The 13,987-nt window shown below is 72.4% G+C and carries 16 protein-coding genes; 4 read left to right on the forward strand and 12 right to left on the reverse strand.

Annotated features, from left to right (window positions below):
• Positions 1-201: 201 nt before the first annotated feature.
• Genes ABZY20_RS14950 through ABZY20_RS14965 form a run of 4 tightly spaced genes read right to left on the reverse strand, consistent with a single transcriptional unit; the run spans position 202 to position 2,355 of the window.
• A complete protein-coding gene (locus ABZY20_RS14950) occupies positions 202-1,032 on the reverse strand; it encodes a tetratricopeptide repeat protein (protein WP_356441623.1) in 831 nt (276 codons plus the stop codon).
• Positions 1,033-1,068: 36 nt separating this feature from the next.
• On the reverse strand, positions 1,069-1,308 hold the full coding sequence (locus tag ABZY20_RS14955; RefSeq protein WP_356441625.1) for a DUF397 domain-containing protein: 240 nt from the start codon (positions 1,306-1,308) through the stop codon (positions 1,069-1,071).
• A gap of 13 nt (positions 1,309-1,321) precedes the next feature.
• Complete coding sequence (locus ABZY20_RS14960; RefSeq protein ID WP_356441626.1) at positions 1,322-1,531, reverse strand: DUF397 domain-containing protein; 210 nt, start codon at positions 1,529-1,531, stop codon at positions 1,322-1,324.
• Positions 1,528-2,355, reverse strand: coding sequence for a helix-turn-helix transcriptional regulator (locus ABZY20_RS14965; protein ID WP_356441628.1), 828 nt, complete (start codon positions 2,353-2,355; stop codon positions 1,528-1,530). Before ABZY20_RS14965 ends, ABZY20_RS14960 begins: the two co-directional genes overlap by 4 nt.
• Positions 2,356-2,493: 138 nt before the next feature.
• On the opposite strand from ABZY20_RS14965, the gene ABZY20_RS14970 reads away from it, so the two are divergent.
• Complete coding sequence (locus ABZY20_RS14970; protein WP_356441629.1) at positions 2,494-2,700, forward strand: hypothetical protein; 207 nt, start codon at positions 2,494-2,496, stop codon at positions 2,698-2,700.
• Positions 2,697-2,972, forward strand: coding sequence for a hypothetical protein (locus ABZY20_RS14975; RefSeq protein ID WP_356441631.1), 276 nt, complete (start codon positions 2,697-2,699; stop codon positions 2,970-2,972). The genes ABZY20_RS14970 and ABZY20_RS14975 overlap by 4 nt, the downstream gene beginning before the upstream one ends.
• On the opposite strand, the gene ABZY20_RS14980 is transcribed toward ABZY20_RS14975, so the two are convergent.
• Positions 2,907-3,242 carry a hypothetical protein gene (locus ABZY20_RS14980; RefSeq protein WP_356441633.1) on the reverse strand — a complete coding sequence of 112 codons (336 nt, stop codon included), beginning with the start codon at positions 3,240-3,242 and terminating at the stop codon, positions 2,907-2,909. The genes ABZY20_RS14975 and ABZY20_RS14980 overlap by 66 nt on opposite strands.
• Positions 3,243-3,389: 147 nt before the next feature.
• On the opposite strand from ABZY20_RS14980, the gene ABZY20_RS14985 reads away from it, so the two are divergent.
• Complete coding sequence (locus ABZY20_RS14985) at positions 3,390-5,447, forward strand: pectinesterase family protein (protein ID WP_356441635.1); 2,058 nt, start codon at positions 3,390-3,392, stop codon at positions 5,445-5,447.
• A gap of 130 nt (positions 5,448-5,577) precedes the next feature.
• Here the strand turns inward: ABZY20_RS14985 and ABZY20_RS14990 are convergent, their stop codons facing one another.
• Positions 5,578-7,395, reverse strand: coding sequence for a bifunctional metallophosphatase/5'-nucleotidase (locus tag ABZY20_RS14990; protein WP_356441637.1), 1,818 nt, complete (start codon positions 7,393-7,395; stop codon positions 5,578-5,580).
• 145 nt (positions 7,396-7,540) lie between these two features.
• On the opposite strand from ABZY20_RS14990, the gene mshD reads away from it, so the two are divergent.
• Positions 7,541-8,467 (forward strand): mycothiol synthase, encoded by a 927-nt coding sequence (gene mshD / locus ABZY20_RS14995; RefSeq protein WP_356441638.1) that lies wholly within the window; start codon positions 7,541-7,543, stop codon positions 8,465-8,467.
• A gap of 61 nt (positions 8,468-8,528) precedes the next feature.
• Here mshD and ABZY20_RS15000 read toward each other — a convergent pair whose 3' ends face one another.
• The 6 genes from ABZY20_RS15000 to ABZY20_RS15025 all read right to left on the reverse strand — a co-directional run bounded on the left by ABZY20_RS15000 (position 8,529) and on the right by ABZY20_RS15025 (position 13,968).
• Positions 8,529-9,491, reverse strand: coding sequence for a LysR family transcriptional regulator (locus ABZY20_RS15000; RefSeq protein WP_356441640.1), 963 nt, complete (start codon positions 9,489-9,491; stop codon positions 8,529-8,531).
• 104 nt (positions 9,492-9,595) lie between these two features.
• On the reverse strand, positions 9,596-10,225 hold the full coding sequence (locus ABZY20_RS15005; protein ID WP_356441642.1) for an ABC transporter: 630 nt from the start codon (positions 10,223-10,225) through the stop codon (positions 9,596-9,598).
• Positions 10,216-11,730 carry an ABC transporter permease gene (locus tag ABZY20_RS15010; protein ID WP_356441644.1) on the reverse strand — a complete coding sequence of 505 codons (1,515 nt, stop codon included), beginning with the start codon at positions 11,728-11,730 and terminating at the stop codon, positions 10,216-10,218. The genes ABZY20_RS15005 and ABZY20_RS15010 overlap by 10 nt, the downstream gene beginning before the upstream one ends.
• Complete coding sequence (locus ABZY20_RS15015) at positions 11,727-12,587, reverse strand: ABC transporter ATP-binding protein (RefSeq protein ID WP_356441646.1); 861 nt, start codon at positions 12,585-12,587, stop codon at positions 11,727-11,729. Before ABZY20_RS15015 ends, ABZY20_RS15010 begins: the two co-directional genes overlap by 4 nt.
• Positions 12,584-13,420 (reverse strand): zf-HC2 domain-containing protein, encoded by an 837-nt coding sequence (locus ABZY20_RS15020; protein ID WP_356441648.1) that lies wholly within the window; start codon positions 13,418-13,420, stop codon positions 12,584-12,586. The genes ABZY20_RS15015 and ABZY20_RS15020 overlap by 4 nt, the downstream gene beginning before the upstream one ends.
• Positions 13,417-13,968 (reverse strand): RNA polymerase sigma factor, encoded by a 552-nt coding sequence (locus ABZY20_RS15025; protein ID WP_356441650.1) that lies wholly within the window; start codon positions 13,966-13,968, stop codon positions 13,417-13,419. Before ABZY20_RS15025 ends, ABZY20_RS15020 begins: the two co-directional genes overlap by 4 nt.
• Positions 13,969-13,987: the final 19 nt, after the last annotated feature.

A 13,987-nucleotide genomic window follows, 5' to 3' on the forward strand; every position in this document is an offset into this window, starting at 1 on the left:
GGCCCAGGGGCCGGTTCTGGCGCGGCCGAGCTCAGTGCACACGCCATTCATCGGCCGGAACGCAGTCGTAAACGGTGTTGGCCCACTGCGCTCGATCACAGTCCTCCACCACCGGCCACGGATCAGGCCACACGTCCAGCAACTCCTCGATCTCCGCTCACTGGGCAGGCAGCGGCGGCCTTATCGTCTTCGGGCGCGCGCTCAGGGTCGAGTGCCGTCGATCTGCTCGAGCAGCGTCCGGGCTTCGACGGTGCGGCGGTGGTCCTGGCCGAAGGTGGCCAGGCAGGCCTCGTGAGCGGCGGCAGCCCGGCGGCGGGCCTCGGGGGCGCGGCCCAACCCCAACAGGGCCGTGGCAAAGGCCAGTTCGACGGCGCCCGTCTCCGGAAGGCGCTGGTCTTCGGGAAGGGCGCCGTGCAGTTCGTTTGCGCTCTGCGCCTCGGTGAGGGCGTCTTCATGGCGGGCCTGGCCGTTGAGGCTGCGGGCCAGGCCGAGTCGCAGGACGAGTGACACCCGGTCCCGTACGCGATAGGAGGCCAGGGCCTCGCGGGCGAGTGCCTCGGCCTCCTGGTGGCGCCCCTGCGCATTGAGGGTGAAGACCAGCCCATTGCGGGCAGCCGCTGCCAGGGATGCCATTTCCGGGCCGGTACCGCGGTCCGCGACCTCGGCGACGGCCGCACATTCCGCCTCGCACTCGGCGTGCCGGCCGAGCGAGATCATCTGCTGGGCGCGGTCAGAGCGCAGCTTCAGGGTCAGCCAGTGGTGGGCTCCGAATATCCTCCTGAAGGCAGGCAGCGCTTCGTCGTAGGTGGCGAGTGCTTCGGCGTGGCGGCCCTGGGCGCCCGTCGCAAGCGCGGCGATGTTGAGCGCCACGGCCGCGTACTCGTCGTCGCGTGACCGCGATCGGGCCACGGCGCGGGCTTCGGCCGCCGCCTCGGCGTAACGCCCGGCCTCGTACAGGGCTTTGGCCTCAGCGACAGGCGTTCCCGTCATGCGTTCGGCGTCGCTTCGGCCGCGCGGCCGGAAGAATCTCATGACCGGGAGCATACGGATGCCGTGCAGGCTGCTCGGCTACGAGGAGGCAAGGAGAGGGTCCACAGTCCCCGCATCCTTGAGCAGCCCTCCCTTGACCGCAACGACGAACGACGCCCAGCGGCTGACGCCGAACATGAGTATCGGGCCGTGGGGCAGCTTGCTGTCGCGGACGGGGACGGTGCGGGGGCAGTTGTCCGCGACTTCCAGGCAGTTGTTGTCGCCGCCATCGCTGTAGCTGGACTTGCGCCATTTCGCGGTGGTGGGGTGCTCAGCCAAGGTCGGACTCCTCTCACTCCGCCCGAGACGCCTTGACCCCTCTGACGAACTCAGTCCAGGTGCGCGCGCCGAACACGAGTATCGGGCTGTTCGGGAGCTTGCTGTCGCGGACGGGGACTGTGCCGGGGCAGTTGTCCGCGGCTTCGAGGCAGTTGTTCGCTCCCCCGTCACTGTAGGAGGACTTGCGCCAGACGGCGGTGCTGAGATCAAGCGTGGGCTTCATGATCCGTGCTCCTCCAGTACGTCCCTGATGAACGCCAATGAGTCCGACGGGGACAACGCCAGATCCCTCAACCGATCGTAGGACAAACGGTGGTGCAGGACGTCGTCCGGATCGTCCATCAACTGACCGAAGCTGTGGCCTTCCGCATAAGCCACAGCGCTTCCGTCCTGCTGCCACAGCAGGGTCAGTGATCCCTTGCCCACAAGGTGATGAACGCCAGCAGAGAAGGGAAGCACTTGGACGACCACGTTCGGCGCCTGCGCGGCAGTTTCGATCCGCGACAACTGCCCCTTCCAGGTCTCCGCGCTGGCCGACGGGCGGCGCAAGGCCGACTCGTCGATGATGAAGCGGACTTCAAGCGGCGATTCCTTGCGCAACACGAGTTGTCGTCCCATGCGCGCTGCCACCTGCTCTTCGATCTCCTCCGCATTGCCGATCGTTGCCTGAGGGCCAGACAACACCTCCCTGGCGAACTCTTCCGTCTGCAACAACCCCGGCACGCTGGGCGTGTACACCCGCAGGAGCCGTGCCGTCGCCTCCAACGCCATGTACCTCTTGTACTTGTCCTTGAAGGCGTCGTACCGAGCGACCTTCCAGTGGCGAACCAGCAGGTCGCCACAGCCGTAATAGCTGTCCAGGTCCTCCATGACCGCCATCTTGGACAACCGCTCGCCTGACTCCAGGCGGCTCAAGTAGCTCTTGTCATAACCGCACTCGTCGGCCAACTGCCCGAGCGTCTTACCGGCGTTCTCTCGCAGGAACTTCAGAGTCCGCCCCAGGACGGCCCGTCCCGTGTCCTCCACCTCGTCAACAACTCGGTCCACGTCACCCCTCCCCGTTGTCTGAGCCGCCAGGCAACACCTGGTCCCTTCCGCAGCGTACGGGCAACCAGTGACGATGAGGGCACGAACGGTAATCGCCGCTCGTCAATCCCCTGCCCTGCCCTGAGAAGGGACGCTTCCGTGCGCCTGCGCATCGCCGAAGTCTGCGAGTCCGTCCTGCTCCTCCTCGTGCGGCTCCTGCTCCCCGCCCGGGGGCGACACCGCGCACGACACCCGCTGGCCGTTCCCGACTCCCCACCCGCCCCCGACCCCCTCCCCGTCGAACCCCTCCTCATGGACACCCCCCTCGTCCGCCCCTACCTCCGCGCCCTGGAGGTCTCCGCATGAGGCTGCTGCCCTGGACCGGTGCCGGCGGCAAGCCGTGCTACCTCAGCACCGACGACCCCGGCAGTCCCCTCTCCCGGCTCGCCGACGACATCGAGGCCGCTCAACTCGCCTGCGCCGAGCAGGTACTCGAAGGGGCCAGGGCCGTGCTCCACGACGCCAAAGCAGGTGAGCACGCCGTGCGTTTCGCCCTGGTCAGAGCCGTGGAGTCACTGGGGGACGTGGTGCGCGTCGCGGTCAGCCGGGGTGAGCGGATCCGGGGAGGGGACGGGTGACACGTCAGTGGAAGCCGAGCATCCTCGGGAATCGATGTCCACGGAGGTGTGCAGCCCCTCGTCGAACTCCTTGTCCGTCAGCGTGCAGCCCATCCGCTCACCGAGCATCTTCCTGGTCGCGGCCACGTGCTCGGCGATCTGGGCCGCTGTGAGCTGCGCGGAAGCCAACTGCTCGACCAGCTGCCCCAGAGTGACTCCCCGCTCTTTGGCCACCTGCGCGAGATGGTCGCGGGTCTCGCGGGGCACCCGGATGGTCGTCTTGTCTGCCACAGCCGCACCGTATTCACACCACCGTGCGATGCGACCACGTCCCCGTTCCTCTTCACCCCATCGAGCCGCACCCCGGCAACCTTTCCCCGCCCCGCGGCGACCCACCCACGGATCGATCCCCCCCCCACCCAGAGAATGGATCGCCGCATGAGTGAGCTGCCCCGCACGCAGCACAGGTCCCGGCACCGCCGAGCCCGCAGGGCTCTGGTCACCGGCATTCCCCTGGCCCTGGCCGTCGCCGGTGCCCTCGCCTACGGTGTCGCCCCGGGCACCCAGGTGCAGGCCTCCGCCGCCACCCCCTCCTGGGCCTCCGACACCGCCGACGGCTTCGCCTCCGTCGACTCCCTCGGGCAGAACGGGACGTACGGCGGGCGGGACGGCAGGACCGTCACCGTGAGGACGCTCGCCGAGCTGGAGAAGTACGCCACCGCCGCCGAGCCGTACGTCATCGTCGTCGCCGGGGTCATCGACATGAACCCGGTCGGGAAAGAGATCAAGGTCCAGTCCGACAAGACCATCGTGGGGCAGGGCACCTCCGGGCACATCGTCGGCGGCGGGTTCTTCCTGGGCCAGGGCGTCCACAACGTGATCATCCGGAACCTGACCATCCGGGACGCGTACCAGGGCGTCTGGAACGACAAGGAGCACGACTTCGACGCGATCCAGATGGACGGCGCCCACCACGTCTGGATCGACCACAACGACCTGCGGCGCATGGCCGACGGGCTCATCGACGTCCGCAAGGACAGCACGAACGTCACGGTCTCCTGGAACAAGCTGAGCGACAACAACAAGACGTTCGGCATCGGCTGGACCGAGAACGTCAAGACCGACATCACGATCCACCACAACTGGATCCGCGAGACCGAGCAGCGCAACCCCTCCACCGACAACGCCGCCCACGCGCACCTCTACAACAACTGGCTGGAGGACGCCCCGGGCACCGCCATCAACTCCTCGTACGGGAACTACTCGCGCGGCGCGACCAGGATGGTGTTGGAGAACTCCTACTTCCAGGGCGTCAGGAACCCCGTCATCAAGGACAGCGGCGCCGCCGTCGTGCAGCGCGGCAGCGTCTTCTCCGGCACCAGCGGGCGCAACGAGAGCGGCGGGACCGCCTTCGACCCGAAGACGTACTACCCGTACACCCTCGACAAGGCCGCCGACCTGCCGTCGGTCCTCAAGGCCGGCGCCGGGCCCCGCGCCTCCCTCGGCACGACCGCCGCCGCCTCCGCCGAGGCCGCCGCCGCGACCACCCTCACCGTCGCCCAGGACGGCAGCGGGCAGTACCGCACCGTCCAGGCCGCCGTGGACGCCGTCCCCGCGAACAACCCCTCGCGCGTCGTCATCGCCGTGAAGCCGGGGACGTACCGGGAGGTGGTGAAGGTGCCGTCGAACAAGCCGCACGTCACCATCCAGGGCACCGGCGCGAGCCGCAAGGACACGACGATCGTCTACAACAACGCGTCCGGCACGCCCAAGCCCGGCGGCGGCACCTACGGCACCTCCGGCAGCGCCACCGTCGCCGTCGAGGCCGACGACTTCCAGGCCCGGAACCTGACCGTCTCCAACGACTTCGACGAGGCGGCCAACCAGTCCCTCTCCGGGCACCAGGCCGTGGCGCTGCGGACCGCCGCCGACAGGGTGTTCCTGGACCGGATCATCGTCAGCGGCGACCAGGACACGCTGCTCCTCGACACCGCCGCGAAGGACCGGCTGGGCCGGGTCTACGTCGGCGACTCCTACGTCATCGGCAACGTCGACTTCATCTTCGGGCGGGCCACGGCCGTCGTCGACCGGTCCGTCATCACGCTGAAGAAGCGCTGGAACGGCACCTCCGCCGGGTACGTCACGGCGCCGAGCACCGCGGCGAACCGCAAGGGCATCCTGATCGCCAACTCCACGGTCACCGGGGACGTCGCGGCCGGGAGCTTCCACCTCGGGCGGCCCTGGCACGCGGGCGGGGACGCGTCCCTCGATCCGCAGACGACCGTCCGGAACACCAGCCTGAGCGCGGCCGTGAAGTCCACGCCCTGGACAGACATGAGCGGCTTCTCCTGGAAGGACGACCGGTTCGCCGAGTACCGCAACAGCGGGGCGGGCTCCGGTCCGGCGAGTGCCGACCGGCCGCAGCTGAGCGACGCGCAGGCCGCCGACCAGGAGATCGCGGACTGGCTCGCGGGCTGGACGCCCACGGCGTCCTGAAGGCTCCCTTCCGGGTTCGGCTGACGACCGCCGCCGAACCCGGAAGGGGCACCATCGCGATCCCGGGCGCCGTCAGCCGCCCATGGAGATCCCCGATCCCGACACCCGCACCGGACCCCGGGTATGCGACCTACTTCACGACGGTGATCCGGTCCGCCTTCGGCGGGTCGATCGGGTCGGACGCCGAGGAGTTGGCCGTCAGGTACTGCTCCAGCGCGGTCAGGTCGTCGGCGCCGACGACGTCGTTCGTGCCCTGACCGAGCGTCGGGAAGCCGTCGCCGCCGCCCGCGAGGAAGCTGTTCGTCGCGACGCGGTAGGTGGCCGCCGGGTCGATGGCCGAGCCGTTCAGCCTGATGCTGTCCGTGACCACCCGGTCCGCGCCGGACTTGGTGAGGTCCAGCGTGTAGGTCAGACCCGCCGAGACCTGCAGCACCTTCGGGGAGGCGGCGTTGGCGCCGGACACCTGCTCCTTGAGCACCTGGATCAGCTGGGCGCCCGTGAAGTCCTGCAGGTTCACGGTGTTGGCGAACGGCTGGACCGTGAAGCCCTCCGCGTACGTCACCACACCGTCGCCCTCACCGGCCTTGGCCGTGTACGTCAGCGGGGCCCGGATGCCGCCCGGGTTCATCAGCGCCAGGTCCGTCTCCGGGTCGAGCTGCCTGCCGTGCGCGAGCTGGGCGTCGGCGATGAGGTCGCCGAGCGGGGACTCGGTGCCGGTGTTGCCGATGTCGCCGGAGATGTGGCCGATCGCGCGGTTGCCGATGGGCGCGGCCAGCGTGTTCCACTTGCCGATCAGCTCGGTCATGTCGGGCGCCTTGGGGACGTCCCGGGTGACCACGCGGTTCGCGGACTTCACGGCCGTACGGGCGATGTCGCCGGTCCTGCGGTCGTAGGTCAGCGTGGTGTCGGTGTAGAGGCGGCCGAAGGACGCGGCCGAGGTGACCATGCGGGGCTTGCCCGCCGGGTCCGCGATGCTGCACACGTACGCGCTGTGCGTGTGCCCGGTGACCAGCGCGTCCACCTGCGGCGTGACGTTCTTGGCGATGTCGACGATCGGCCCGGACACGCCGTCGCCCGCGCCCGGCGCGTCACAGTCGTAGTTGTACGACGTCGACGCCGGGAAACCGCCCTCGTGGATGAGCGCGACGATCGACTTCACGCCCTGGCGCTGCAGCACCTTGGCGTACTTGTTGATCGTCTCGACCTCGTCCTTGAAGGACAGGCCCTTGACGCCCTCGGCGGAGACGATGTCCGGGGTGGCCTCCAGGGTCACGCCGATGAAGCCGACCTTGACGCCGTTCTTCTTCCACACCCAGTAGGGCTTGAGGATCGGCTTGTCCGTCTTCTCGTCGAGGACGTTCGCCGCCAGGTAGGGGAAGTCGGCGCCCTCGAACCCGTCGTTCGTGTAGCAGCCGTCCTTCGGGTGGCAGCCGCCGTTCTGGAGCCGGCCCAGCTCCTTGGCGCCCTCGTCGAACTCGTGGTTGCCGACGGAGGTGACGTCGAGGTCCAGCTTGTTCAGCGCCTCGATGGTCGGCTCGTCGTGGAAGAGGCCGGAGATGAGCGGGGAGGCTCCGACCATGTCGCCGCCGGCGGCGGTGATGGAGTACTTCTCGCCCTGGCGGGCCTGGCGCAGATGGGTCGCCAGGTACTCGACACCGCCCGCGTCGACGGTCTTCGTGGTGCCGTCGTGCTGCAGCTCGGTGACGCGGCCGGAGGAACCGGCCGGCGGCTCCAGGTTGCCGTGCAGGTCGTTGAAGGACAGCAGCTGCACGTCCTGGTAGCGCCCGGGCCAGTGCCCGCCCTTGGTGCGCTCCTCGCCGGCGGTCGCCGACCCCGGCAGTGCCGCCGCGCCCAGCGCGCCGACGGTGACGACACCGGCGGCAAGAGCGACGAGTCGGTTCGTACGGCGTCTCCGGCGCTCCGGATGCGCCGCGGAAGTGGCTGGCATACGCCCCCCTGTGTTTCTGCTGGGACATGGATGTCGTCCGGCGCAGCCTAGAGTCAACGCGCGTAGCACGACAGGTGTTTCGTGGTTACATCTGGGTTGCTTCTTTGCCGCCGATTTGCCGGTCGCGCCCCGTACCCTCGTACGCATGACCAGCGACGACACCGTACGGCCCGGCCACCCCCGCTCGATCGAGACCCTCGCCGCGCTGACACCCGAGCAGACCGAGGCCGTGCTCGGGCTGCTGGACGCGGCCGCCCGGGTCGACGGTCAGCAGGCGGTGTCCGAACAGGGGCGGTTGCAGCTGCGCGGCGGGGAGCGCGAGGGCGTGTCCCACCTGCTGCTCACCGCCGGTGGGGAACTTGTCGGTTATGCCCAGTTGGAGGACACGGACGAGGTGGAGCCGCCGGCCGCCGAGCTGGTGGTGCACCCCGGTCACCGGGGGCACGGGCACGGGCGGGCGCTCGGGGCGGCGCTGCTGGCCGCGTCCGGCAAGCGGCTGCGGGTGTGGGCGCACGGCGGGCACTCCGCCGCCCGGCACCTCGCGCAGGTCCTGGGCCTGACCCTGTTCCGGGAACTGCGTCAGATGCGGCGCCCGCTGGCCGATTTCGACGCGCCCGAGCCGGTGCTGCCGGAGGGCGTCACCGTGCGCACCTTCGTGCCCGGCCAGGACGACGCGGCCTGGCTCGCCGTCAACGCCGCCGCCTTCGCCCACCATCCCGAGCAGGGCTCGCTGACCCAGCGCGACCTCGACGACCGCAAGGCCGAGCCGTGGTTCGACCCGGCGGGCTTCTTCCTCGCCTTCCGCGGCGACGAACTCGTCGGCTTCCACTGGACCAAGGTGCACGCCGAGGAGGGCCTCGGCGAGGTGTACGTCCTCGGCGTCGGCCCCGGCGCGCAGGGCGGCGGCCTCGGCAAGGCCCTCACCACCATCGGCCTGCGGCACCTGGCGGGGCGGGGCCTGCCGACCGCGATGCTCTACGTCGACGCCGACAACAAGGCGGCGGTGTCGGTGTACGAGCGGCTGGGGTTCGTCACGCACGAGGTGGACCTGATGTACCGGACGGAGACATGAGCGGTCTCGCCCAGGCAGACCCTGCAGGGCAAGCCGCAGCCCGGCGGGGCGCCCGAGTCCTTCACGCTGCCGGAGAAGCGGCTCGGCCGGGTGGGCGCTTCGCCCAGGACGGCAGCCACAGCTCGCCCTCCGGTGGTCGCGGCCGGATCGCCACCAGGTGCTCGCGGAGTGCCGTGAGGCCGGGATGGGCGTTGTCCGTGCGCCAGAGCAGGGAGTGCGGGTAGACCGGGGTGGGGTCGCGCAGCGGGACGAGCCGCAGGTCGTGGCCGGCCGGCCAGACGTGCGGGGTCCGTTCGCTGAGGAACGTCGCCAGGTCCGGTGAGCCGGCGATCGTGTCGAGGAGCGCCTCCAGGCCGAAGTTGGGCCCGATGGTGTCGACGGCCGGGCCGAACGCGGCGGCGAAGTCCTCGTAGTAGGCGTGCCACTCGGTGCCGGGCACGTTGCCCGGCATCCAGATCCGGTGCCCGGCGAGCTGCGCGGGTGTCACCGAGGCGGCCCGGGCGAACACGTGGCCCGGGCCGACGCACAGCCGCAGCGCCTCGTCGAGGACCGGGAGGGCCGCGATGCCGTCGGGGAGCCGGTGCCCCGGCAGGGTGACGGCACGGAAGGTGGCGTCGACGGCCCCGTCCCGCACGGCGGCCACCGCCGTGTCCCCGTCGAACAGCGTGACGACGTCCAGCGGGATCTCCGGGTGCGCCCGGTGGAAGTCCCGCACCAGCCCGCCGGGGGCGGCCCGGCGTCCGACCACGTCCACCCGCAGGGCGCGGTCCCCCGGGCGTACGGCGGCCACGGCCCGTTCCTCCGCCCCGAGCAGGACCCGGGCGTGCGGCAGGAGGGCCTGCCCGTCGATGGTGAGGTCCGCCCCGCGCGGCGTACGGACCAGCAGCCGCACCCCGAGGTCCTTCTCCAGCGCGGCGATCCGCTTGGACACGGCCTGCTGGGTGAGCCCCAGGTCCACGGCGGCCTTCTGGAACTGCCCCGAGTCGGCGATCGCCACGAAGGCCCGTACGGCTTTGAGGTCCACAACGGCAGCCTAGCCGCCACAATCAGTGGTTGTCGGACCGCCGCCAAGAGTCCGCTACCACCGGTTGTCTCCGTCTCTCCGCACAACCATCCGGCGTACGACTGCTACCGGAGCCCGGCCCGGCGGCGTACGGGCTCCCGTACGCAGAGCGCCCCCGCGAGCGCCGCCACCACCAGCACGACCGCCCAGCGCTGGTGCGCCGCCGCCCAGCGCTCGTCCGCCACCGCCACGAACAGCGCCCAGCGGTCCGGCCAGAACAGCATGGCCAGGATCGCCGAGACCAGCACACCGCCCGCGACCGGCAGTCCGGGCCGGGCCGCCTCGGTGAAGCGGACCGCGGCCGCCGCGCCGGCCACCGCCAGGACGCAGGCGGCGCCGGCCTCCAGCGTGACGGCGCCGGCCGGGGGCCGTGCGCCCGGCGGCACGAGCAGCAGGGCCACCGTCCACCAGGCCGCGGCGGCGGGCAGGGCCAGGGCCACGCGCAGGGCGGTGCGCACCGGGCGCGGCGTCGGCACGGTGGAGGTGGTGTGCCGGGCCGGGTCGTCCAGGAGGAAGGCCAGCCCCACCGCGAAGGCGAGGGCCGCGGCCCGCAGCAGGTGCAGGGTGAGCTCTTCCGCCGCCTCGCCGGTCCGGGTCAGCGCGGCGAGCAGCAGTCCCGCTCCCCCGGCCGCGCCGACCGCGCCCCACGGCACGGTCCGGTGCACGGGGAGCAGCAGGTCCCGCGTCACAGGCACTTGTCGTCCCCCTCCGGCGCGGGCAGGCCGAGCAGCCGCGCGGCCCGGGCCGCCGTGACCCCGGGCTCGGTCAGCGCGTCCCAGTGGTCCTTGACCCGTGCGGTGGCCTCGCCGCGGGGCAGGTCGAGCAGGGCGCGCAGCACCTCGGTGTGCGCCTCGGTCATGTACAGACCGTCGGTGGGCTGGAGCACCGAGTCGGAGCCCGTGATCGTGTCGCCGAGCCGGACCCGGCGCAGTGCGGCGAGCGGGTCGGACTCCCAGCCGACGGCGAGCCACATGACGGTGACGACACGGCCGTCGCAGACGGAGGTCGCGGCCTTCTCGTCGCCCGCGATGAGCACCCCGGCCACGGCGGCCGAGAACTCCGGGACCCGGTTGCCGCCCCACTGCGTGCCGACCGTCACCTCGTGGGGACGCTCCAGCGGCGCCAGCGCTCCGTCGCCGGAGAGGCCGTAGCGCGCCTCGACCCGCTGCCGTACGACGACGTCCTGCTCGTGGGCGGCGCCTCCGGCCAGGGACCGCACCCGGTCCACGACCCGGGCCCACTCGGCGGTCCGCGGTTCCCACTCGGGGAAGGCGCAGTACGCCGATCCGTCGCGCCGGACGCAGGACTGCGTCTGCCCGGGGTCCACCGTGGCCCGTTCGCGCGCCTTCACGAGTGTGGCGGAGTCGCCGCCGGACTGGGCCACCGCGCCGAGCACCGTCAGGGCCAGTGCCCCGGCGGTACCGGCGAGGACGGCGGGCCTGCGCAGGCCCGCGGCGACCAGGGCCAGCAGGCCCATGCTCAGCCCCAGTCCGGCCAGGTACAGGGCGTGCCAGGCGGCGGGCCGGCCGATCAGGGGGGAGGGCAGGGTGTTGCCGGTCGGCTCGCCGACGACGGGCATGAGCCACTGCGTCCAGCCCTCGCCCATGCCCGTCCCGACGACGAACAGGGACAGGCAGAACACGATCACCAGCGGAGCGGCGAGAGCCGACCTCACCACCGTGGCGATCAGCAGCCCGGTCAGCCCGAACAGCAGCACCGTCAGCGGGCCCGCGAGCAGTTCGGCCACCGAGCCCCGCCCGATCGCGCCGGGCCGCAGGGCCTCCCGGCCGAACTGCGCGGCCACGCACACCGCGGTGAGCAGGGCCGCGGCCACCGCCGACAGGGCGTGCGCGGCGGTGCGGCCCCACGGCGGGAGGACCAGCACCGCCAGGAACGGCTCGGTGCCGTGCCGCCGGGAGCGCAGCGCCGCCTGGTTGACGGACAGCAGGACGGCGAGGCCGATGAGCATCGGCGGGCCCTGGGTGGCGCGGTCGGCGTCCTGGAGGGCCGGGAAGTCGCCCCAGGCCCGGCCCGCACGCCACACGGTCCAGCCGAGGTACACGGCGAAGGCGAGGAGCACCGGGACGCGTGTCAGCAGCCGGCGGGACTCGAACAGCGCCAGCGCCCGCACGGCCTTCCAGGGCCCGCCAGCCCCGGGCCGGGTGCCGGACAGGGCCGGCTTCTCCGTGAGGGTGGTCATGCCGCCACCTCCGCCGCGGCGGCGTCGAGGGCGAGCAGGTAGCCGTCCTCCAGGGTGGGTTCGAGGAGGTCGGCCCCGGCCGGGGGGTCGCCGAGGTTGCGGAAGGCGCCGGTGCCGGTGCGCCACCCGGCCCTGGCGCCCGGGTCGCGCTCCGCGCTGCTCCACACCCGCCCGGCGGCCCGGGCCGTCAGCTCGGCCGGGGTGCCCTCGAAGCGGATCCGGCCGCCGGCCATGACCAGCACCCGGTGGCAGAGCATCGCCACGTCCTCCGTCTGGTGGGTGGACAGCAGCACCGTGCGGCCCTCGCCGGCCCCGGCGATCAACTCCCGGAAGCGCATGCGCTGTTCGGGGTCGAGTCCGACGGTCGGCTCGTCCAGCACGAGGAAGCCGGGGTCGCCGACCAGGGCCGCCGCGAGGGCGACGCGCTGGCGCATGCCGCCGGACAGCTTGCGGATCCGCGTGCCGCGCACGTCCGCCAGCCCGACCTCGCCGAGCACGCGCCGCACCTCCCGGTGCCGGGCGGCCCGGTCGGTCATCTCCTTCAGGATCGCCACGTAGTCGACGAACTCGAAGGCCGTGAAGTCCGGGTGGAATCCGGGCGTCTGCGGCAGGTAGCCCAGCCGGCGGCGCACCTCCTGGCGTCCCCGGGCGCCGCCCGGGTCGTGCCCGAGCACGGTGAAGGCGCCCCGGTCGGCGGGCAGGGCCGTGGCCAGCACCCGCAACAGGGTCGTCTTCCCGGCGCCGTTGGGCCCGAGCAGGCCGGTGACGCCGGCGGTCAGCCGCAGCGACACGTCGTCGAGGGCGCGGGTGCCGCCGTAGCGGAGGCTCAGCCCGGAGGCGGACACGGTGGGAGTCATACGGCACGTCCCTGGAAGAGGTCGAAGCGGTCACGGAGCAGGAAGAGCAGCCCGGCGGCGAGGACGGCGACCAGCGCCGCCACCGACTGCCCGGCCGCGGTGAAGGGCGCGAGGGGCACATCGCCCCGGGCCCGTACGGCGTCGGCCAGCACCAGCAGCCCGGCCCACGCCCCGCCGACCAGGGACGGCGCGAGCACGGGGCCAAGACGCGGGGTCAGGGCGAGCCCGGTCGCGGTCAGCGCCAGCGCGGGCAGCAGCCAGGCCAGCGCCCGCAGCCCGTAGGAGGGCAGTGCGAGCGTGGCGAGGCCGTTGAGCGCGAGCACGACGGTCAGCACGGCCACGGTCCGGATCATCAGCAGCCGGAACCCGTGCATCGGCGCCACGACGGCCATCTCGTACGTCGGGTCCAGCGCGGGCCCGTACGACAGCGCCACCCCGGCCAGCGGGAGCAGCGGTGCGAGCGCGAGGAACAGGGTGGGCGACTCGCCGGTCCCGACGACGTGCCCCGCCGCCACGCCGAGCAGCAGCACGGCCACCACGGCCCCGAGCCAGGACCGCCGCAGCACCGGTGCCGCCGCGAGCAGCCGGGCGGTGTGCCCGGCCACCCCGGCCCGCACCAGCAGTCCCTCCAGCAGTCCGGTCCGGGGCGCGTCCAGCTCGGCGTCGAGCCGTTCCCAGCCGGCGTCCAGGGCGACCGGGTCGCTGACGCCGGCCAGCGCCGCGCGGCAGCGGGCGCAGGAGGCGAGGTGGGTGTCGGCGGACCAGAGCGCGGGCGCCGCCAACTCGCCCCGCGCGTAGGCGCGCAAGTCCTCTTCAGGTACGTGCCAGCTCATGCCAGGGCCTCCCGCAGCTGCTTCCGGGCACGCATCGCCCGTGTCTTGACCGTCCCCGGCGGGATCCCGAGCAGGACGGCCGCCTCACGGGTCGTCAGCCCGTCGACGACGGTCGCCTGCAGCACCGCCCGCAGCTCCGGCGACAGCCGGACCAGCGCCCCGGCGAGGTCCCCGTGCTCCACCCCCGCGAGCACGCGCTCCTCCGCCGACGCCTCGTCCCGGTGCCGCAGCCGCGCCAGGGCCTGCCGCAGCCGGCCCCGGGCCCCGTCGCCGCGCAGCGCGTCCACCAGCCGCCGCGACCCGATGCGCCAGAGCCAGCCGGCCGCGTCCGCGCCGGAACCGTCCTCCCGGTAGCGGGCCTTGCCCCGCCACACCGCGAGGAACGTCTCCTGCACGACGTCGTCGACCACGCCCGGATCGGCGCAGCGCCCGCGCAGCCGGGCCCGGAGCCACGGCGCGTACCGCCGGTACAGCTCCTCGAAGGCGCGCCGGTCGGCGTCCGCGGTGATGGCCCGCAGCAGCTCCCCGTCGCTTCTCGTTTCGCTCACGTCTCCTCATCGGACGAGC

Origin of the sequence: Streptomyces sp. NPDC006624 (assembly GCF_040611555.1) — a bacterium.
In the GTDB taxonomy this organism is placed as follows: domain Bacteria; phylum Actinomycetota; class Actinomycetes; order Streptomycetales; family Streptomycetaceae; genus Streptomyces.